Origin of the sequence: Streptomyces achromogenes, from assembly GCF_030816715.1 — a bacterium.
Taxonomy (GTDB): Bacteria; Actinomycetota; Actinomycetes; order Streptomycetales; family Streptomycetaceae; genus Streptomyces; species Streptomyces achromogenes_A.
The window spans coordinates 7,830,988-7,850,953 of sequence record NZ_JAUSYH010000001.1 but is presented as its reverse complement, the minus strand read 5'-3'; the positions used below and the strand labels follow the sequence as shown (position 1 = coordinate 7,850,953).

Here is a 19,966-nt window from a genome sequence, read left to right as displayed (position 1 = left end):
GGCTTCCGATAGCCTCGGGCCGTGACGGAACACCACGCGCAGCAGCCCGCGCACCGGTTCGAGCGAGGCACCGACGGCCCCAAGGTCGTCCTCGTCGGCGTGGACGGATCGGACTCCTCGCTGCGCGCGGCGGCCTACGCCGGCGGGCTGGCCCGTCGCCAGCACGCGCTGCTCGCCGTGGTGTACGTGCAGCCGGTGATGACGGCGGGCGCCGCGCTGGGCGTGCCTGTCGTGGAGACGACCGACGCCGTCGCCGATGACCTGGTCGCCCAGATCCGCGAGGCGACCGAGCGGACCCGGGGGATATTCGACGTGCGCTGGGAGTTCCACACCTTCCGCGGCGATCCCTTCAGCGGCCTGGCGAGCGCGGCGGACCAGCTGAAGGCGGACGCGGTGGTGGTGGGCGCCTCCGAGCAGGCCGGGCACCGGATCGTGGGTTCGGTCGCGGTGCGGCTGGTGAAGGCGGGGCGGTGGCCGGTGACGGTCGTGCCGTGATCCGCCGCCACGGTCCGGCCGGGTTCACCGGTGTGCCCGGCGGGTGACCCGGGGCTCCGGACCGATGGCCGGGGGCGCCGGCCCGTGACCGCTGGGCCCGGCCGCCGCCGCGTGACCGGGGGGCGCCGACCCGCCCGCCGCGTGACCGAAGGGCGCCGACCCGCCGGGTCCGCCGCTACTTCCCCATCACCAGCCCGTCCTTGGCCGCGCCCCTGCTGAGGACGACGTCCTTGATGCGGTCGCGCACCCCCTGGACGCCGGCGCCCTGGGCGAGGGCCTTGTTCAGGTCGACGACCCGTCCCGCGTCGACGTCGAACATCTGGGGCACGAACTCGGCCCTGCGCACCTTCCAGCGGCCCCCGGCCCGGGCGGGCGGGGCGAAGGTGAAGCGGGCGACGGTGGACTGGTTGCCGCGCGCGTCCTGGGCGCCCTGGTGGTTGAACATCTCGCCGGCGATCTGGTCGCCCATGCCGTAGACGACCCAGGTGCCGTTGATTTTCTCGTAGGCCTGGGGGACGTGGGCGTGGGTCCCGAGGATCAGGTCGATGTCGGGGCGGCCGTCGGTGCGGGAGGCGGTGAGCGTGCGGGCGAGGGTGAGCTGGCGGTCGTCCGGGGCGTCCTGCCATTCGGTGCCCCAGTGCAGGGAGACGACCACCACGTCCGCGCCCGCCTTCCGGGCGACCTTGGCGTCGGCGAGGATGCGGTTCTCGTCGATGAGGTTGACGGTCCAGGGCTGCCCGGGCGGGAGGGGGTAGCCGTTGGTGTCGTAGGTGTAGGCGAGGTGGGCGACGCTCGCCGGGCCCGCCCGCAGCAGGGTGACCGAGTTGCCCTCGGCTTCGGTGCGCGCGGTGCCCGCGTGCCGCACGCCGGCGGCGTCGAGCGCGTCCAGGGTGCGCTGCACGCCGGCTGCTCCGTCGTCGAGGCTGTGGTTGGAGGCGGTGGAGCAGCCGTCGTAGCCGGTCGCGGCGACGGCGGCGGCGATCTCGGGCGGGGACTTGAAGGCGGGGTAGCCGGTGTAGTCGCCGTTCGCGCCGTACACCGTCTCCATGTGGCACAGGGCCAGGTCGGCGCGGGAGACGACGGGTGCGATCCCCGCGAGCATGGGACGGAAGTCGTAGGCGACGCCGCCGCCGTCGAAGCGGGCGCGGTCGATGACGGTGGTGTGCGGGAGGATGTCGCCCGAGGCGACGAGGGTGAAGCCGCGGGCGCCGGCGGGCGCCGGACGTCCGGGCCGTTCTCCCGGCCGGTGGTCCCGGGCCTGGCAGGCGGCGGCCGCGGTGAGGACGACCGTCAGGGCCAGGGCCACCTGGTGTCTGCGCGCGATCACCGGGCCACCCCCCGTTCGGTCAAATTGTCATATTTATGCATGTCTCACTACTAGTCGATTCGGGACGTCCGACCGGCGCGGCACTCCCTTCGTCCACGGGCGATGCCCGCGATCGGCGTAGCCGGGACCGTTCGTCGAACCGTTCGTCGACGCGATCGACCGTCCGCCGCAGACCCCTGTGCACACCCTGTCTGAAACCGGCCCCTTGAGATGCCATACGCCCATGACCGCAACCGCCGCCCTCAACACCCGGACGACGACCGCCGAACACGAGCTCGCCGCGCTCCAGCGCGAGCACGGCCGGCCGCTCTTCGCGCTGCTGCTGCGGCTGTGCGACGGCGACCGCCAGCGCGCCGAGGACCTGGTCCAGGAGACTCTGGTCCGCGCCTGGCAGCACCCCGAGGCACTGCGCGCCGACGCCTTCGACTCCGTGCGGCCCTGGCTGCTCACCGTCGGCCGGCGGCTCGCGATCGACGCTCGGCGGGCCCGCCAGGCCCGGCCCGCCGAGGTCGGCGACGCGGTGCTGGAGAACGCGCCGGTCTGCGCCGACCACGCCGAGCGGGCGGTCGCGACCCTCGATGTGCGCGAGGCTGTGAAGACTCTCACTCCGGAGCACCGTGAAGTCCTGGTGCTGGTGTATTTCCGCGGGGCGAGTGTGGCGGAAGCCGCCGAAACGCTCGGCATTCCGCCCGGTACCGTGAAGTCCCGCGCGTACTACGCGCTGCGCGCCCTGCGCCGGGTGCTTCCGGGATACGCGGCCGACCTGCACTGAAACCCACGGTCGGGTCAAGCCTTCGCAAAGCGCCTTGCCGAGGACCCCCGTTGGGTAATCGGGTGTCCTTATCCGTGTTCCGGACGGGTCCGGGAAGCGGGTCTCCAGCGTCCCGGCGACGGGCGAAGCGCACGCACCGGAGGAAGGCAGGAAGGGATGCTGCACAGAGGGCACCAGAACACGGACGGCACCGGCGGCGGCGAACTGACCGTCCCCATGGCCTGGTTGTACGCCGAGTACATCGCCGACGAACTTCTGCGGACCGGTGATCTCATGCCGCCGACGTCCTTCGAGTTCCGCGCCGGGCGCGACGCCCTGGCACTGACGATCTTCCTGTCCGACACCGACGGCGAACTGCCCGGCATCCGGGTCCTCACGCAGCTGGAGACCTGGCTTTCGCTCACGGCGTACGACCAGCCGTGGCAGGACTGGATCGGCGTACGTATGTCACAACTGACGGACGAGGCGTCCGCGTCGGAGGGGCCCGCGCCCGATCTGGAACTCGCCGCCGCGGCCTGGCGCTGGCTGGAGGAGACGGAGCTGCTCGCTCCCGACCTCAACGCGGTGCCGGGCGGCTCCGCGGGCGTCGGCGAGGACGACGGACCCAAGGTCTGGACGCCCGCCTGGCAGCTCGGGCTGCCCCTCGGCCACCTGGCCATTCACCTTTTCTAGACTCGCACCAATCCGCGGGCCGGGCCGCTCCGAACATCTGGGTCACGATTCGGTACGCGGCTTGAGTGATTCGTCTGCCAGGTGCGTACCGGTGGGAGCAACGAGTAACCCCACTGGCACTCAACGGCACGAGGTTTCGGCATGAGGTCCCTGGAAAGGCATCGCGACGTCGGCGCGTACGCGCTCGGCGTGCTGGACGAAGCAGAGGCTTTCCGCTTCGAGGACCACCTCATGGAGTGTCCTCAGTGTGCGGCACAGGTCACCGAGTTCGGACCCACCGCGCGGCAGATGATGCTCTACCGGCGTGCCACCCCGCGCGCCGTGCACCCCTTCGCCGGGCCCGGCCCGCAGCTGCTGGACCGGCTGCTCGCCGAGGTGGCGGCCCGGCACCGGGCGGTGCGCCGGCGCGTGCTGTACGCCGTGGCCGCCTCCGTGGTGGTGGCCCTCGCCGGTCCCGTGATCGCGATGATGGCGGGCGGCGGCGGTGGCGACGACGGCGCGAACGCCGTGCGGCTCACCGCGACGGACGAGAAGTCCGGGGTGTGGGCCCAGGTCACCGCAGAGGACGAGGAATGGGGCAGCCATGTGCGGCTGGAGGTCAAGGACGGCGCGGGCCCGCGTTCCTGCCGCCTGATCGCCGTGGGCCGCGACGGCTCCGAGCAGACCGTCACCAGCTGGAACGTCCCCCTGCACGACGCCCGCCCCAACACCATGCAGGGCGCGGCGGCCTGGCACCTCGACGAGATCGCCCGCTACGAACTGCGCACGTCGGGCGGCGAGCACCTGGTGACGCTCCCCGCACGGTGACCGGCCGGAGTGAGTTCAGGTCACTCCGGCACCGTCTCACCCGTACCTGGGACGACCGTCGCGCGAGTCGGCATTTCCGCCGATCTGCCGTATACGGCACGGAATTTGCGAGCCCGGTGAATACGCCGGAAAATAGAGTTGAAGACGTGGAGCCATCGTACAGCCGACTCCGCGCCGCCCCTGCGCACGACCGAAAAGGGGCCGACCGGTGGAGAACAACACCTTGCGCATCCTCCTGACCGAGGAGGGCGCGGACGCCGAGGACGTGGCCGAACTGACCGGCTTCCTGCGCGCGGAACTGCTCCAACTCGACGTGGACGACGTGACGTCCGTTCCCGGCGGGGAGGCGCCGCCCGGCGCCCGGGCCGTCGACGTGACCGCGATCGGCGCCCTGCTCGTGAGCCTGGGCACCTCGGCGGGCGCGTTGACCCAGGTGATGAACGCCGTCCGCGAATGGCGCGGCCGCTTCCGGGGCGCCCGTCCCACACTGCGCCTGGCCCTCGACGACGACGTCCTGGAGATCTCCGACGCGACGCCGGAACAGGTCTCGGAGGCGTTCGACCTGTTCGTCAGCCGCCATTCCACGCTCGGAGCGTGAGCCATGGACCAGTCCCGCCACGCGCTCATCGTCGCCAACGACCGGTACGACGACCAGGGCCTCAGGCAGTTGCGTTCACCGGCGCAGGACGCCCTCGCCCTCGCGGAGGTTCTCGGCGATCCACAGGTGGGCGATTTCGACGTGGAAGTGTTGAGAAATGAACCGGTGCATGCGATCAGACGGGTCGTCGAGCGCTTTTTCTCCGAGGGCGGACGCGACGACACACTGATGCTGCATTTCTCCTGTCACGGTCTGAAAAGCGAATCGGGGTCGCTCTATTTCGCGGCCCGCGACACCGAACCGCGACTGCTGGAGGCCACCGCCGTCTCGGCCCAGTTCGTCCGCCACTGCATGTCCCGCACCCGGGCCCGCCGCACCGTGCTGTTCCTGGACTGCTGCTACGGCGGCGCCTTCTCCCGGGGCGCGTCCGGGGTCCGCGCCTCGGAGGACGTCCACGTCCTGGAGTCCTTCGGCGGCGAGCAGGCCGGCGGCCGGGGATGGGCCGTCATCACGGCCTCCAACTCCATGGAGTACGCCTTCGAGGGCGCCGACCTGGCCGAGGGCTCCGCGCCGCGTCCGTCGGTGTTCACCCACGCCGTGGTGGAGGGCCTGACCACCGGTGAGGCCGACCTCGACGCGGACGGCAAGGTCTCCCTGGACGAGCTGTACGACTACGTCTTCGACCACGTACGCCGGCAGAACCCGAACCAGACGCCGGGCCGCACCGTCGACATGCAGGGCGACCTGTACCTCGCCCACAGCCGCCGTCGGCGCATCGTGCCCCGGCCGCTGCCGCAGGCCCTGCGCCGCGCGGTGGAGGACCCCGACTTCTACACCCGCCTCGGCGCACTGGCGGAGCTGCGCGCCCGGATGCAGGACACGGATCTCTCCGTCGCACTGGGGGCGCGACAGGCCCTGGCGGAGATGGCGCAGAACGACATCAGGATCGTCTCGGACGAGGCGCGGCGCGCCCTCGCCGAGTCGGAACTGCGGCCCGACCCGGACAGCCTGGACTTCGGCCGGGTGCCGCTGAACTCGGTCGCGCCGCACCGGCCGGTACGTCTGCTCGGGCCTCCGCTGGCGCGGGACTGCGGTCCGCAGCCCGCCCGGCCGGGGCAGGACTGGCTGCGGGCCGCGGAGACGCCCGAGGGGCTGGACGTCAGCATCGACACGGCCACGGCGGGGCGGCGGAGCGGGGAGCTGCGGCTCAAGGGGGCTGTCGGCGAGGCCGTGGTGCGCGTCGAGGCGGAGGTGGTGCCGGAGCCGGCCGGGACGACTACGCCGCCCCGGCCGCCGTCCCCTCCCTCGTCGGTGCCGTCCTCGCCGCCTCCGCCGCCCCCATCGCGTCCCCGTCCGCCTTCCCCGACGCAGACGGCGGGTCCGGCGGGTGGGCCGAGGCACACGGCGTCCGCCGGAGGCGGGGCGGCGGGCCGTCGTGGCCGGGGCCGTCCGCAGGGCGGGGCCACCGTGGGGATGCCCCGCCCCGCCGCGGCGGGGACGCCGGCCCGCGACGCGCCCCCGGAAAGGTCGCTGCGCGCCCCGGGCCTCGCGGCGGCCGCGCTGGCCCTCGCCCTGGTTTCGGTCGCCACCGTCGCCTGGGCCGCCGTCCGTGCCGGCAGCGCCGCGGAGGAGCGGGTGGCGACGGGGGACTCGATCGACCTCTCCGAGCACGTCCACGACTTCGGCGTCCTGCCCCCGCTCATCGCGGCTCTGATCACCGCGGTGGCGGCACTCGTCCTCTGCGCCTACGCCCGGCACGAACTGGCCTCCGGCGTCCGCCGCCCCACGCCGTGGGCGTCGGGCACCGCGCGATCGCTGGCCTGGACGGCGATGTTCCTGTCCGTCGCGTCACTGGCCCTGGGCGCGCTCATGGCAATCGCCTACCCGATCACGAACCACTTCTGGTGAGCGGGCGCCGGGTTCTCCTTCCGAGCGGGCTCGGGTCCTTCCGGCCGGATTCCGGGCGGCCTACTTCAGCAGCCGGGACATTCTCCGGTCCGCCAGCGGTCGGCCGCCCGTCTGGCAGGTGGGGCAGTACTGGAGCGAGGAGTCGCTGAAGGAGACCTCGCGGACGGTGTCGCCGCAGACCGGGCACGGTCGGCCGGTCCGGCCGTGGACGCGCAGACCGCTCTTCTTCTCGGCCTTCAGCCGCCCCGCCGCCACTCCCCGCGAGCGCTCGACCGCCTCCGTCAGCGTCGTGCGCAGGGCCTCGTGGAGGGTATGGGTCTCCTCCGGCGTCAGGGAGGCCGCCAGCTTGAACGGGGACATCCTCGCGGCGTGCAGGATCTCGTCGCTGTAGGCGTTGCCGACTCCGGCGATCAGGCTCTGGTCGCGCAGGGCGCCCTTGAGCTGACGGCGTTCACCCGCCAGCAGGGCGGCGAAGCGGGCCTCGTCGAAGTCGGCGGCGAGCGGGTCGGGGCCCAGCCGGGCGACGCCGGGCACCTCCTGCGGATCGCGGACCACGTACACGGAGAGCCGCTTCTGGGTGCCGGCCTCGGTGAGGTCGAACCCTTCGCCGGTCTCCAGCGCGACCCGCAGGGCGAGGGGGCCCTTGCCGGGACGGGGCGGGCCGTCGGGGAGGCGGTCCTTCCAGTGCAGCCAGCCCGCGCGGGCGAGATGGGTGACGAGGTGCAGGCCGTCCGCGGTCGTCAGGTCGAGGAACTTGCCGTGCCGGTGCACGGCGGTGACCTCCTGCCCGTCCAGGGCGGTGACGGGCGGGTCGTACGTCTTCAGCACGCTGATCGCGACAGGCAGTACGCGCACGATCTCGTGGCCGACCAGATGCTCGGCCAGGAAGTCCTTGAGCGCTTCCACCTCGGGAAGTTCCGGCATACGTCCACAGTGCCACGCGGGGTGGTGAGCCGCTGGCGGCGGGACGCACTCCCGCTCGGTCCCCAGGAACGGTCAGTGGTGCTCGTGCACGAGGAACTCGCACCACACGCACTTGCCGCCGCCCCGGGCCTCCACTCCCCAGCCGTCGGTGAGCAGGTCCACCAGGAGCAGGCCGCGGCCGGAGACGCCCGACTCGCCGGCGTCGCGGCGGCGGGGCAGCGCGCTGGAGGAGTCCTCGACCTCCACCCGAAGCCGGCGGTCGCCGCCGGTCAGCGCGCGCAGGGTGACGATCGCCGCGCCCTCGGTGTGCATGAGGGCGTTGGTGACCAGCTCGTCGGCGACCAGCTCGATCTCGTCGGAGCGGTCCCGGGCCCCCCAGGAGCGGACGGCGGCACGGATCATGTGCCGGGCCTCGGTGAGGGCCTCCGGGTCGCCGGGCGCCACATGCTGCTGGAGCCGGTTGCCGGACTGCGGGTTGTCCGGCCCGCGCCGGCGCAGCAGCAACAGGGCCACGTCGTCGTCCCCGCCGCGTTCCTCGGCGATCCCGATGAGCCGGTCGGCGAGTTCGCGTACGTCCTCGGGGCCCGCGGCGATGAAGGCGGCGAGGGTCTCCATGCCGTCGTCGAGGTCGATGCCGGGCTGCTCCACCAGGCCGTCGGTGCACATCAGCAGGGTGTGCCCGGGATCGAGCTCCACCGTGCCGACCGGGTACCCGAGACTGCCGAACTCGGCGGACAGGCCGAGCGGCAGTCCCCCGGGCACCGGGACGCGCCGGCAGTTCCCGTCCGGGCCGCGCAACAGGGGCTCGATGTGCCCGGCGCGTACCAGCTGGACGACTCCGGTGGACAGGTCTGCCTCCGCGTACAGGCAGGTCGCGAAACGGTCGGTGTCGAGCTCGTGCAGGAAGACGGAGGCCCGGGCCATCACGGCGGCAGGGGTGTGTCCCTCGGCCGCGTAGGCCCTCAGCACGATGCGCAGCTGGCCCATGACGGCGGCCGCGTGCGTGTCGTGGCCCTGGACGTCGCCGATGACCGCGCCGACCCGGCCGCCGGGCAGCGGAATCAGGTCGTACCAGTCGCCGCCGATGTCCCGGCCGTTCGCTCCGCCTATGGTGGCGGCGCGGTAGCGGACGGCCACGTCGGCGCCGCGCACGCTGGGGATGGTGCGCGGGAGCATGGCCTGCTGGAGGCCCTGGGCGATGTCCTTCTCCTGCTCGTAGAACATGGCCCGTTGCAGGCTCTGCGCGATGCTGGAGCCGAGCGCGACCAGGATGTTGCGCTCCTCGGGCGTGAAACCGTGCCGGTCGCTGTAGAGCAGACCCATCGCGCCGATCGGACGGGCCTGCACGATGAGCGGCAGATAGGCCGCCGAGGTGATCCTCAGGTCGGTGAGGTGCGGCCACAGCACGGGGTAGCCGCCGGCGAACTCCTCGGGTGACTCGATGAAGCGGGGGGTGAGGGTCCGCACGACCTCGCTCATCGGATACGGCTCGTCGATCCGGGTGACCAGCGTGCCGGGCACGAAGCTGCCCTCCGGCCCCTCGGCGATCAGCCGGATCCGGCCGGCCTCGACCAGGCCCATGACGAGACTGGTCGCCCCGAGGTGGGTGAGGCCGTGGGTGTCCTTGAGCACGTCGATGACGTCCTGGACGGTGCGGGCGTGCGCGAGGGCCGCCGTGGTGAGCTGGACGACGTTGGTCTGCTCCCGGCGCGCGTCGTCGAGGGCGGCCGCCTCGTGGCGGTCGGCGAGGTCGTGCAGCTCGTCGGTGGCGTCGCGGACGATGCCGACGATCCGGCGCGGCCGGCCCGTGCCGTCGCGCCGGATGTAGCCCTGGGTATGGGTCCAGCGCAGGGTGCCGTCGCGCAGCCGCAGGCGGAAGTAGGCGCCGTAGTTCTCGCTGCCGTCCTTGATGGCCTGGGAGACCAGCTCGTCCAGGCGGATGCCCTCGTTGGGCGGGACGCGCACGGCGAGCGAGGCCGGGTTGCCGTCGTACTCGTCGGGCCGCAGGTCGAAGATCTCGTGCGCCCGCGCGTCCATCTGGAACACACCGGAGTCCAGGTCCCAGTCGAAGCCGCCCATGCGATTGAGCGCCAGGATCGGATCCGGGTGGGCGGGCCAGTCGTCCGGGAGTGACAGGGCGCTCGCTCCCCGATCAGCCATGGGCCCACCTTGCCAGGATTTGCCCGATTCTTCGACCGGGGAGCGCCGGGCCCGCGCCATCGTCAGCCCAGGGCCACATCGACGGGGCTGCCGAAGATGGCGTCGGACTCGTCGGGTCCGTCCGGGATCAGCCCGCCGCCGTCGAGCGGGTCGGGCAGCTCCGGCACGGTCTCGGGGCCGATCGCGTCGGGGTCGAAGGCGCCGGGATCGAGTCCGCGGTCGAGGTCCGAGCCGTCCGCGTCCGTACCGACATCGGCGTCGGCGTCGGCGTCGGGAGCCGAGCCGCCGGTGACGTCGCCGAAGAGGGCGTGGCCCTCGGCGGCCGGGAGGACGACGTCCGAACCCGGCATCGTGTGGTTCGCCGCCTCGCCGCCGCGGCCGGCGACGACGAGCGCCGCCGAGAGCGCGCAGGCGGTGAGGAGAGTGGCTGTGGGTAGTCGCACCACGTGCTCCGCATCGTCCGAACAGAGCGAACCGAAGTGGTTCGCCCACTATTGTCTGCTTGACCCGCTCCGGTCACGCAAGCGGAGCAGGCTGCCACGCACAGTGACACGCGGATCGGAGAGGGCCTGAGCCCGGACCGGAGAAGGTCCTGAGCCCGGCCCCGGACAGGACCTGAGCGAAGGAGCGCACGGCCGTGGAGTGGTTCGCCGCACCCGACTTCTGGCTGAGCCGGCTGGTCTTCCAGCGCGCCCTGGCGGGCCTGTACGTGGTCGCGTTCCTGGCCACGGCGCTGCAGTTCCGGGCGCTGCTCGGGGAGCGGGGCATGCTGCCGGTGCCCCGGTTCGTCGAGCAGGTGCCCTTCCGGCGGGCGCCCAGCCTGTTCCAGCTGCGCTACTCCGACCGGTTTTTCGCGGGCTGCGCGTGGACGGGGTGCGCGGTGTCGGCGGCGCTGCTGGCCGGTGTCGACGGGCTGCTGCCGCTGTGGGCGGCGATGGCTCTGTGGCTGGTGCCGTGGGCGCTGTACCTGTCGATCGTCAACGTGGGCCAGACCTGGTACGGGTTCGGCTGGGAGTCCCTGCTGCTGGAGACGGGCTTCCTCGCGGTGTTCCTGGGCAACGACGAGGTGGCCCCGCCGGTCGTCGTGCTCTTCCTGATCCGCTGGATCCTGTTCCGGGTCGAGTTCGGCGCGGGCCTGATCAAGATGCGGGGGGACGCCTGCTGGCGGAAGCTGACGTGCCTCTACCACCACCACGAGACGCAGCCGATGCCCGGCCCGCTGAGCTGGTTCTTCCACCGCCTGCCGGGGCCGCTGCACCGTGTCGAGGCGGCGGCCAACCACATCACCCAACTCGTCGTGCCGTTCGCGCTGTTCGCCCCGCAGCCGGTGGCGTCGGCGGCCGCCGCGCTGATGATCCTCACCCAGCTGTGGCTGGTGCTGTCCGGCAACTTCTCCTGGCTGAACTGGATCACCGTCGTCCTGGCGGTCCCGGCGCTGGCACTCCCCTCCGACCACGGGCCGGGCCCCGACGCCCCCCTCTGGTACGAGGTCGTCGTCCTCGCCGTGGCCGCCCTGCTGCTGTTCCTCAGCCACCGTCCGGTGCTCAACATGCTCTCCCGCCGGCAGGTGATGAACCGGTCCTTCGATCCGCTCCACCTGGTCAACACCTACGGCGCGTTCGGCAGCGTCAGCCGGATCCGCTACGAGGTGGTGGTCGAGGGCACGCGCGACACCGTGCCCCGCGAGGACTCCGACTGGCGGGAGTACGAGTTCAAGGGCAAACCGGGCGATCCGCGGCGCTGGCCGCGTCAGTTCGCCCCCTACCATCTGCGCCTGGACTGGATGATGTGGTTCGCGGCGCTCTCCCCCGCCTACGCCGGGGCGTGGTTCGCCGCCCTGGTGGAACGGCTGCTGGAGAACGACCGCGACACGCTGAAGCTGCTGCGCCGTTCCCCGTTCCCGCCCGGCGAGCCCCCGCGCCACGTCCGCGCCCGTCTGTTCCGCTACCGGTTCACGACCTGGCGTGAGCTGCGGGCGACGGGCGCGTGCTGGGAGCGGACGTACGTGCGCGAGTACCTGCCGCCGACCCGGCTCGCGAGAACGGCCCCGAGGCCGTAGCCGCCGGCCGCCCCGAGGCCGTGGGCGCCGGGGTGGCTCGGAGCGCTCGAAGGCCGTGGGCGCCGGGGCGGTTCAGAGGTCGTAGACGCGGGCCGCGGTGGTCTCGAAGATCTGGAGGTGGTCGCCCGGGTCGGTCAACCGCCGTGCGAGGTCCACGACTTCCCCGTACGACGCGGCCACCGTGCACACCGGCCAGTCCGAGCCGAACATCAGCCGGGCCGGTCCGAAGGCTTCCAGCACCGTGTCCGCGTACGGGCGCAGGTCGTCCACGGTCCAGGACGCGGGGTCGGCCTCCGTCACCATGCCGGAGAGCTTGCAGACGGTGTGGGGCAGGGCGGCGAGCGCCCGGACGTCGCGAGCCCAGGGCTCCAGGGCGCCGGAGGCGATGGGCGGCTTGCCCAGGTGGTCCAGCACGAAGGTGAGTCCGGGCAGCGCGGCGGCCGCGCGGACGCAGGCCGGCAGCTGGCCGGGCAGCACCACCAGGTCGTAGACGAGACCGGCGTCGGCGACGGCGGCGAGCCCTCGCAGGACGTCGGCCCGCAGCAGCCATTCCGGGTCGCTCTCGCCCTGCACCTGGTGCCGGATCCCCTTGAGGTACCGGCCGCCGGGCAGCTCCCGCAGCCGGGCCAGTTCGTCGGCGACGTCCGGGCGGGTCAGGTCGGTCCAGCCGACGACGCCGGCGACCAGGTCGTTCCCGGCCGCGAGGGCGAGGAACTCGGGCGTCTCCTCGGCCACGGTGACCGTCTGGACGAGAACCGTGCGGTCGACCCCCGCCGCGCGCGCCTCGGGCGCCAGATCGCCGACGCCGAAGTCCCGCCGCAGCGGGCTGCCTTCGGCGATCCAGTCCTGGTCGCGCACCGACAGGTCCCAGACGTGGTGGTGCGCGTCGACGCTCACGCCGACTCCCGCTCGACGGGTGCGGCGACGGCGACGCGGTCCCCGCGGCGCACGGTGGACGGGGCGGGTCTCATGACGGCTCCTCGGGGGGAAGCAGGCCGGTGTCCCGCAGCTCCTGCCAGAGAGCGGCGGGGACGGGCATGGTGAACTGTACGGCGCAGTCGCGTGCTTCGTCGGCCGAGCGGACGCCGACCAGCACGCTCGCGACGGCCGGATGGGCGGCGCAGAACGCCAGGGCGGCGGCGCGCAGGCCGACGCCGTGCCGGGCGGCGGCGTCCCGCAGGCGCAGAGCCCGGTCCACCAGCCCGGCGGGGGCCCGCGCGTACTCGTACGTCGCCCCGGGCCCGGGGTCGGCCAGCAGGCCGGAGTTGAACGCGCCCCCGACGACCACCGACACGCCCCGCTCGAGCGCCGCGGGCAGCAGCTCGGCCCCGGCCCGCTGGTCGAGCAGCGTGTACCGGCCGGCGCACAGGACCACGTCGACGTCCGTGTCGCGGACGAAACGCGTGAGCATCTCCGCCTGGTTCATGCCGGCCCCGATCGCCCCGACGACGCCTTCGGAGCGCAGCTTCTCCAACGCCGGGTAGCCCTCCCGGAAAGCCTGCTCGGCGTGGTCGTCGGGGTCGTGGAGGTAGACGACGTCCACGCGGTCGAGACCGAGGCGTTCCAGGCTCGCCTCCAGGGTGCGGCGGACGCCGTCGGCGCTGAAGTCCCACACGCGGCGGTGTGCGGAGGGGACGGCGAAACTGTTGGCCAGGTCGTCGCCGCGGCCGTCGGCCGGCTCCAGTCGGCGGCCCACCTTGGTGGAGACCGTGTAGTGCGCCCGGGGGTGCTCGCGCAGCGCCGCGCCGAGGCGACGTTCGGACAGGCCGAGGCCGTAGTGCGGCGCCGTGTCGAAGTAGCGGACGCCCTGCTGCCAGGCGGCCGCCACGGTCTCCTGCGCCTGCTCCTCTTTGACCTCGGCGAAGAGGTTGCCGAGGGCGGCGGCGCCGAGGCCGAGCGGGCTGACCTGGACACGGCTGCGCCCGAGCCGGTTCACCGGGCCGATGCCGGCGGCGCCCCACGGCACCGGGACCGTCGGCTCTTCGAAGTCGCTCACCCGGCGTTCCCTCTCCCGCTCAGTGGTCCTGCGCTCCTTCGACCGTACCCGCCGGGAGCCCACCGGCGGAGGACCGGCCGGCGTGGGACCGGCGTGGGACCGACGGTCGGCCCGCGATCGGCCGGCGGCCCGGGCCTCTCGACTCGGGGCGTCCGCCGGGGCACAGTTCTCCCTACGTACTCGCGAGTAGTGCAGAGGAGCTGCCGTGGCTGCCTGGGTCGGCCGGACCGCCGTCGAGATCGCCGCCGCCGTGCGGGAGAAGCAGGTCACGCCGCGGGAGGTGGTGGCGGAGCACCTCGCGCGGATCGAGCAGCTGGACGGCCGCGTCGGCGCGTTCCGCACGGTGCGGGCGGAGGCCGCACTCGCGGAGGCCGACGAGGTGGCCGCCCGGCTCGACCTGGGCAAGCTCCCGCTGGCCGGGGTGCCGGTGGCGGTCAAGGACAACCTCGGCGTGCGGGGCGAGGCCATGCGCGTCGGCTCGGCGGCGACGCCCGACGCTCCGTCCACCGCCGACCATGTCACCGTGGCCCGGCTGCGCGCGGCCGGCGCGGTGGTCGTGGGGCTGACGAACGTGCCGGAGCTGTGCGTGTTCGGCACCACGGAGGGCGTCCACGGCACCGCCCGCAATCCGTGGGACGTCTCCCGCACGGCGGGCGGCTCCTCCGGCGGGAGCGCGGCCGCGGTCGCCGCCGGGATGACGCCGATCGCGCTCGGCAACGACGGCATGGGCTCGCTGCGCATCCCGGCGGCCAACTGCGGCCTGGTGACCGTGAAGCCGGGTCACGGGGTGGTGCCGGCCGGGATCGGGGACGGCGACTGGTTCGGGATGTCGGAGAACGGTCCGCTGGCGACCACGGTGGGGGACGCGCGGCTGATGCTGTCCGTGCTCGCGGGTGCCGACGTCACGACGGCCGACGCGTCCGGGGCGCTGCGGATCGCGGTCTCCGTGCGCAGTCCGCTGGCCGGGGTCGCGGTGAGCGCTCCCTACGCGGGCGCCGCCCGGGACGCGGCCGGGGTACTGATGAAGGCGGGGCACCTCGTGCGGCGGGCCGATCCGCCCTATCCGCTGTCGCTGGGCGTGACCTCGCTCGCCCACTGGACGGCGGGCACGGCCGTGGACGCGGCCCGTCTCGACGCCCGCCTGCTGACCCGGCGCACCCGGGTGCACGCGGCGCTCGGCCGGCGCTTCCTGAACGGGGTGCGCGAGGGCTCGGCGCGCGAGGCGCTGCGGCGCCGGCTGGAGCCGTTCTTCGCGGAGTACGACGTGCTGCTCACCCCGGCGCTGGCGCGACGCTCACCGAAGGCCGCGCCGTGGCACGAGCGGGGCTGGCTGCGCAACGTCGCGGCGAACACGAACTACTCGCCGCTGACCCCGCCGTGGAACCTGACCGGCTGGCCGGCGATGGCGGTTCCCTTCGGCACGCTGCCGTCCGGTGCGCCGGCGGCCGTACAGCTGGTCGGGCGGCCGGGTTCGGAGGCGGAGCTGCTGCGCGTGGCGGAGCAGTTGGAGAACCTGCGCCCCTGGCGGCGCACGGCGCCGCTCGATCAGGGCGCGCCGTGAGGCCCGAACGGGCCGGCCCCGGCCACGACGGCCGGGGCGCAGGCGGGGCGCAGGCGGGGCGGCACGGGCGTGGCTCGGGTGGGTGCGCACGCCCATGCCGCGGTGATCGCGCGAAGCGCGACCCGTGGGGTCAGTCCACGCTGGGCAGGATGTGGTCCTCGGCCAGGTCGTCCTCGTAACCGGCCAGGCGGATGGGGGCGGAGCGGGCCCACACGTCGAGGTTGCCGATCTCGCCGGGCCTGCGGCCGGCCCGCTCCGTGCGTTCCTTGGGGCGTTGCTCGCGATTCGTCTTCTCCGGTGTCACCGCGCACTCCTTATGTGTCGGGTCACCCTCGGGGCGTGCCGGCCAGTCTGCGGTCCGGCGCTGAACGCTCCCTCGGGTCTGGCTGGAGTCGGTGGCGACACGGTGGCGCCGGTGACTCCCAGGAGAGCTGGCCGTGGTGAACCGGCTTGTCCCAGACGGACGGTGGGTGTGGGTGGCACTCCGTCCTGCTGTCCGTCCGCTACACATTAACCAAATGAGCGGGGTGCCGCTCGATAGGGCCTGAAGATTTGACACAACCATGGCGCGTCACCCACAGGCACCCGTAAGCGAATTGAACCCTTTCCACCGCTTCAGAACCCTTTGAGTTCACCCGGACGGCGTATGTCGCCGAACACCCCTCCCGGTCCCTCGCGCCGTCCTGACGCCGCTCGCCCGGCCCGTCCGGCCTCGCCGACGCCGCACGGCCGCCGCCCGGCGGTGGCGTGGATGCACAACTCCCCTCCTGAGCCTGTCGATTGGGAGCGGACCGTGAGACCGTACGCCGATGACGTCGTCGTACGGCTTGCGCGGCAGGGCCGCCCTCGTCACCGGGGGCACACGGGGCATCGGATGGGCGGTGGCCCGGGCGCTCCGCGACGCCGGGGCGCGGGTGTGCGTGAGCGCGCGGGACCCCGACGAGGTGCGGCGCGCCGCCGCCGAGCTGGGCGGGGTGGGACTGGCCGGGAGCGTCGCGGACCCCGGTCACCCCGAAGCGCTCACCGACCTGTGTCTGCGCTCCTTCGGGCGGCTGGACGTCCTGGTGAACAACGCGGCGACCAACCAGCCGTACGGCCCCCTCATGGACGCCGACCCGGACGTCTGGCGGGAGGCGTTCGCCGTGAACGTCGAAGCCCCGTTGCGGCTGGTGCAGTGCGCGTGGCACGGCTGGATGCGCGAGCACGGCGGGGCCGTGGTCACCGTGTGCACGGAAGGGGCGGGCCATGTGGGGCCGGGCGTCGGCGCCTACGGCACCAGCAAGGCGGCCCTGCTGCACCTCACCCAGCAGCTGGCGGGCGAGCTGGGCCCGGGGGTGCGGGTGAACTCCGTCTCCCCCGGCCTCGTCCGCACCGAGATGGCACGGTTCGTCTGGGAGCCGGGGGAGCGGGACATCGCGCGGGAGCTGCCGCTCGAACGCATCGGCGAGCCGCAGGACGTGGCCCGGGCGGTGCTGTGGCTGTGCTCCGACGAGGCCCGCTGGATCACCGGCGCGGACCTGCTGGTGGACGGCGGCACACGGGTGCGGGCGGCACGCGCCGCACGCCCGGAGCCCGGGGCCGGGCACGGGTGACGCGCGGCTCCGCCGACCCGTTCCGCCACCCGGTTCCGAGCGGTCACCCGTGCCGCGCCACCGGCTCCTGCCGGGCGGCGCGAACCCGGGTCACCACTTGCCCGGCGCGTAGTCCTTGAGGAAGACCCCGTACACGTCCTCGCCGGCCTCGCCCCGCACGACCGGGTCGTAGACCCGGGCCGCGCCGTCCACCAGGTCGAGCGGCGCGTGGAAGCCCTCCTCCGCGAGGCGCAGCTTGTCGTAGTGGGGACGCTCGTCGGTGATCCAGCCGGTGTCGACGGAGGTCATCAGGATGCCGTCGGTCTGGAACATCTCCTGGGCGCTGGTGCGGGTCACCATGTTCATCGCGGCCTTGGCGGCGTTCGTGTTCGGGTGCCCGGCGCCCTTGTAGCCGCGGCCGAAGACGCCCTCCATCGCGGAGACGTTCACGACGTACGCACGCCCACTCCCGGCCTTCGCGGCGGCCTCGGCCATGGCCGGCCGGAGCTTGCTGATCAGGATGAACGGCGACGTGTAGTTGCACAGCTGGGTCTCGAGCAGCTCCACCGGGGAGATCTGCTCGATGGTCTGCACCCAGGTGTTGGTGTCGACGACGTCGGGGACCAGACCGCCCGCGTCGATGGCCGTGCCGTCGAGGTGCCGGGCGACGCTGGCGTTGCCCGCGACCAGGGCGAGGTCGGCGACCTTCTGCGCGTCCAGGGCACTGGCTCCGACCGGCAGGGCGGCGAGCCCGTCGACGGCACCGGAGCCGAACGCGCCGATGACGTGGTGGGCGGGCAGCTCGCCGGCGGGCAGCGGGGCGCTCTCGCCGCCCACCAGTGCGGCGTACGCGGAGGGCAGCCGTCGCACGGTCTGCGTGGCGTTGTTGATGAGGATGTCGAGCGGACCCGCCGCGGCGACCTGCTCGGCGAGGGCCACGGCCTGCGCCGGGTCGCGCAGGTCGATGCCGACGACCTCCAGGCGGTGGATCCAGTCGGCCGAGTCGTCCATGGCCTTGAAGCGGCGGATGGCGTCCTTCGGGAAACGCGTGGTGATCGTGGTGTGCGCGCCGTCGCGCAGCAGCCGCAGCGCGATGTACATGCCGATCTTGGCGCGGCCGCCGGTGAGCAGCGCGCGCTTGCCGGTGAGGTCGGCGCGCACGTCGCGCTTGTCGCGGTTCAGGCGGGCGCACTCGGGACACAGCTGGTGGTAGAAGTAGTCGACCTCGACGTACCGGGTCTTGCAGGTGTAGCAGGAGCGCGGTCGCTGGAGTATCCCGGCGATCCTGCCCTCCTCGGTGACGGACGACGGCAGGATGCCCTCGGTCTCGTCGTCGATGCGCTGGGCGGAGCCGGTCGCGGTGGCCTCGGTGACCGTCTTGTCGTGGGCGGTCTTGGCGGCCCGGCGCTCCTGGCGGCGGCGCTGCTTGACCGTGCGGTAGACGCCCGCGGTGGCCCGGCGCACGGTGATCGCGTCCGGGTGGTCCACGTCGAGCTTGTCGAGCTCCTCCAGCACCCCGAGGCAGACGGCGAGCCGCTCGGGATCGATGCCGGGCCCGTGCACGACCGTGTCCACGGCCTCCTCGGTGATCGCCGCCGAGTTGTCCTCTGTCACCGTCATCGCGCTGCCGCTTCCCTGCTCACCCGGGCGGCGCTCCGACCGCGCCCGCCTTACGAAGGGGGAATTTTACGGAGCGCCGCGCCTCTCCTCCAAACGCGTTCCCGTCAAGGGCCGCAGGCCGTGATGAGCGTCTCCACCTCGACGGTCAGCGCGTGGGCGACCCGGTCGAGGTCGGGGACGGCCTCGGCGTCGGCGACGAGGCCGTAGTGGACGCGGCCGCGGTAGGTCGAGACCGCGACGGCGAGGGCCTGGCCGCGGGCCAGCGGCGCGTAGGGGAAGACCTCGTCGACCGGGTTCCCGCCGAGCTTCAGGCCGAGGCTGGGCAGCGGGACGCTGGTGACGAGGATGTCGAACCAGAACCGGGCGGCCTGGCCGGCCAGCGGCCCGCCGAGCCGGTGACCGAGGGCCGGGACGTGGTCGGCGAGCAGGGCGACGGCGCCCGCGCCCCTGGCCGGCCCGGCGTCCTTGTTGCGGTCCATGGTGGTGCGGACGTGGGCGAGCCGGCCGAGCGGGTCCGGGTCGTCGACCGGCAGCCGCACCACGTACCCGGAGAGGCGGTTGCCCTGCGGGTGGGCGGTGCGCGGTCGGCGCTGGGAGACGGGGATCAGGGCGCGCGGCCGTACGCCCGCGCTGCCGTCGCCGCGCTCGTCGAGCCAGCGGCGCAGGGCTCCGGCGACGACCGCGATCAGCACGTCGTTGACGGTGCCGCCGGCGACCTTGCGGATCCGGTGCACGTCGTCGAGGTCGATGACCACGCCGGCGGTGCGGCGGGTGCCGCTGGGCGCGGCGGTGAGCGCGGTACTGGAGCGCACGCCGAGGCCCGAGACGGCGAGCGAGGCGCCGATGTCGAGGGCGCGGCCCACGTCGGACACGGCCCCGCGCAGCAGTTCGCGCATCCGCTCCACGTCGGGGACGAGCCGCCGGGCGGGCTCGGCCGGGCGGGGCCGGCGCTCGGGCAGGTCCATCGGGTCGAGGACGGCCGCGGCCAGCGTCAGGGCGCGCAGGCCGTCGGCGAGGGCGTGGTGGAACTTGAAGAGGACGGCGAAGGAGGCGCCGTCCTCGCCTGGCAGGACGTGCGCCTCCCAGGGCGGAAGGCCGCGCTCGAGGGGCCGTTCCATGAGCCGTCCGGCCGCCGTCTGGAAGTCGGCGGCGGGGGCGTGCAGACGGACGTGGTGGCGGGGGTCGAAGTCCGGGTCGGCTTCGCGCACGGCTCCCCCGAAGGCGAGCGGCTGCCACACGTCGCGGATCCGCATGCGCAGCCCGGGGACGCCGGACGCGCGGGCGGCGAGCAGGTCGGCCGCGTGGGCGCCCGCGGTGGGCGAGTGCGCCGAGAAGACGCCGAGCGCGCCCAGGTGCATGGGGTGCTCGGCCGACTCGAGGTTCCAGAACGCCAGGTCGAGGGGGGCCAGCAGATCATCAGCAGTCACGGACTTGCCTCGCGTCGAGGACGGGGTGTGAAAGACGGGTGTGAAGGCAGTCAACCCCCTGGAGGTGAT

The 19,966-nt window shown here is 73.5% G+C and carries 18 protein-coding genes; 9 read left to right on the top strand and 9 right to left on the bottom strand.

All coding sequences use genetic code 11. From position 1 onward, the window contains the following. The first annotated feature begins 21 nt into the window (after nt 1-21). Nucleotides 22-495: a universal stress protein gene (locus QF032_RS34950; RefSeq protein ID WP_307048054.1), complete on the top strand. Its 474-nt coding sequence runs from the start codon at nt 22-24 to the stop codon at nt 493-495. 175 nt (nt 496-670) lie between these two features. Here QF032_RS34950 and QF032_RS34945 read toward each other — a convergent pair whose 3' ends face one another. Then, a complete protein-coding gene (locus QF032_RS34945; protein WP_307059208.1) occupies nt 671-1,822 on the bottom strand; it encodes a CapA family protein in 1,152 nt (383 codons plus the stop codon). A gap of 223 nt (nt 1,823-2,045) precedes the next feature. On the opposite strand from QF032_RS34945, the gene QF032_RS34940 reads away from it, so the two are divergent. The 5 genes from QF032_RS34940 (at nt 2,046) to QF032_RS34920 (ending at nt 6,579) form a co-directional block, all read left to right on the top strand. Beyond that, nucleotides 2,046-2,594 (top strand): sigma-70 family RNA polymerase sigma factor, encoded by a 549-nt coding sequence (locus QF032_RS34940; RefSeq protein WP_307059205.1) that lies wholly within the window; start codon nt 2,046-2,048, stop codon nt 2,592-2,594. Nucleotides 2,595-2,750: 156 nt separating this feature from the next. After that, nucleotides 2,751-3,266, top strand: coding sequence for a hypothetical protein (locus QF032_RS34935; protein ID WP_307059203.1), 516 nt, complete (start codon nt 2,751-2,753; stop codon nt 3,264-3,266). A gap of 141 nt (nt 3,267-3,407) precedes the next feature. Then, the gene (locus QF032_RS34930) at nt 3,408-4,073 is read left to right on the top strand and encodes a zf-HC2 domain-containing protein (RefSeq protein WP_306946825.1); all 666 of its coding nucleotides are present in this window, start codon (nt 3,408-3,410) and stop codon (nt 4,071-4,073) included. A 208-nt stretch (nt 4,074-4,281) separates the two neighbouring features. Continuing rightward, nucleotides 4,282-4,671 carry a hypothetical protein gene (locus QF032_RS34925; protein ID WP_307059201.1) on the top strand — a complete coding sequence of 130 codons (390 nt, stop codon included), beginning with the start codon at nt 4,282-4,284 and terminating at the stop codon, nt 4,669-4,671. 3 nt (nt 4,672-4,674) lie between these two features. Beyond that, on the top strand, nt 4,675-6,579 hold the full coding sequence (locus QF032_RS34920) for a caspase family protein (protein WP_307059200.1): 1,905 nt from the start codon (nt 4,675-4,677) through the stop codon (nt 6,577-6,579). 60 nt (nt 6,580-6,639) lie between these two features. Here QF032_RS34920 and QF032_RS34915 read toward each other — a convergent pair whose 3' ends face one another. The 3 genes from QF032_RS34915 to QF032_RS34905 form a co-directional block, all read right to left on the bottom strand. Further along, on the bottom strand, nt 6,640-7,503 hold the full coding sequence (locus tag QF032_RS34915; RefSeq protein WP_307048045.1) for an Fpg/Nei family DNA glycosylase: 864 nt from the start codon (nt 7,501-7,503) through the stop codon (nt 6,640-6,642). 72 nt (nt 7,504-7,575) lie between these two features. Beyond that, nucleotides 7,576-9,663 carry a SpoIIE family protein phosphatase gene (locus QF032_RS34910; protein WP_307048043.1) on the bottom strand — a complete coding sequence of 696 codons (2,088 nt, stop codon included), beginning with the start codon at nt 9,661-9,663 and terminating at the stop codon, nt 7,576-7,578. A gap of 62 nt (nt 9,664-9,725) precedes the next feature. After that, nucleotides 9,726-10,106 carry a hypothetical protein gene (locus tag QF032_RS34905; RefSeq protein WP_307059198.1) on the bottom strand — a complete coding sequence of 127 codons (381 nt, stop codon included), beginning with the start codon at nt 10,104-10,106 and terminating at the stop codon, nt 9,726-9,728. 194 nt (nt 10,107-10,300) lie between these two features. On the opposite strand from QF032_RS34905, the gene QF032_RS34900 reads away from it, so the two are divergent. After that, entirely contained in the window at nt 10,301-11,722 is a 1,422-nt protein-coding gene (locus tag QF032_RS34900; RefSeq protein WP_307059196.1) for a lipase maturation factor family protein, read from the top strand. A 72-nt stretch (nt 11,723-11,794) separates the two neighbouring features. On the opposite strand, the gene QF032_RS34895 is transcribed toward QF032_RS34900, so the two are convergent. Both QF032_RS34895 and QF032_RS34890 read right to left on the bottom strand, forming a co-directional pair. Then, nucleotides 11,795-12,619 (bottom strand): amidohydrolase family protein, encoded by an 825-nt coding sequence (locus QF032_RS34895; protein WP_307048037.1) that lies wholly within the window; start codon nt 12,617-12,619, stop codon nt 11,795-11,797. A gap of 70 nt (nt 12,620-12,689) precedes the next feature. After that, nucleotides 12,690-13,658 carry an aldo/keto reductase gene (locus QF032_RS34890; RefSeq protein ID WP_307060492.1) on the bottom strand — a complete coding sequence of 323 codons (969 nt, stop codon included), beginning with the start codon at nt 13,656-13,658 and terminating at the stop codon, nt 12,690-12,692. 265 nt (nt 13,659-13,923) lie between these two features. Between QF032_RS34890 and QF032_RS34885 the strand changes: the two genes are divergently transcribed. Next, nucleotides 13,924-15,279, top strand: coding sequence for an amidase (locus QF032_RS34885; protein WP_307059194.1), 1,356 nt, complete (start codon nt 13,924-13,926; stop codon nt 15,277-15,279). A gap of 130 nt (nt 15,280-15,409) precedes the next feature. Here QF032_RS34885 and QF032_RS34880 read toward each other — a convergent pair whose 3' ends face one another. After that, complete coding sequence (locus tag QF032_RS34880) at nt 15,410-15,583, bottom strand: hypothetical protein (protein WP_266715955.1); 174 nt, start codon at nt 15,581-15,583, stop codon at nt 15,410-15,412. 505 nt (nt 15,584-16,088) lie between these two features. Between QF032_RS34880 and QF032_RS34875 the strand changes: the two genes are divergently transcribed. Continuing rightward, complete coding sequence (locus QF032_RS34875; RefSeq protein ID WP_307059193.1) at nt 16,089-16,871, top strand: SDR family oxidoreductase; 783 nt, start codon at nt 16,089-16,091, stop codon at nt 16,869-16,871. A gap of 90 nt (nt 16,872-16,961) precedes the next feature. Here the strand turns inward: QF032_RS34875 and QF032_RS34870 are convergent, their stop codons facing one another. Continuing rightward, nucleotides 16,962-18,470 carry an SDR family NAD(P)-dependent oxidoreductase gene (locus QF032_RS34870; RefSeq protein WP_306946864.1) on the bottom strand — a complete coding sequence of 503 codons (1,509 nt, stop codon included), beginning with the start codon at nt 18,468-18,470 and terminating at the stop codon, nt 16,962-16,964. A 104-nt stretch (nt 18,471-18,574) separates the two neighbouring features. After that, nucleotides 18,575-19,897 carry a wax ester/triacylglycerol synthase family O-acyltransferase gene (locus QF032_RS34865; RefSeq protein ID WP_307059192.1) on the bottom strand — a complete coding sequence of 441 codons (1,323 nt, stop codon included), beginning with the start codon at nt 19,895-19,897 and terminating at the stop codon, nt 18,575-18,577. Nucleotides 19,898-19,966: the final 69 nt, after the last annotated feature.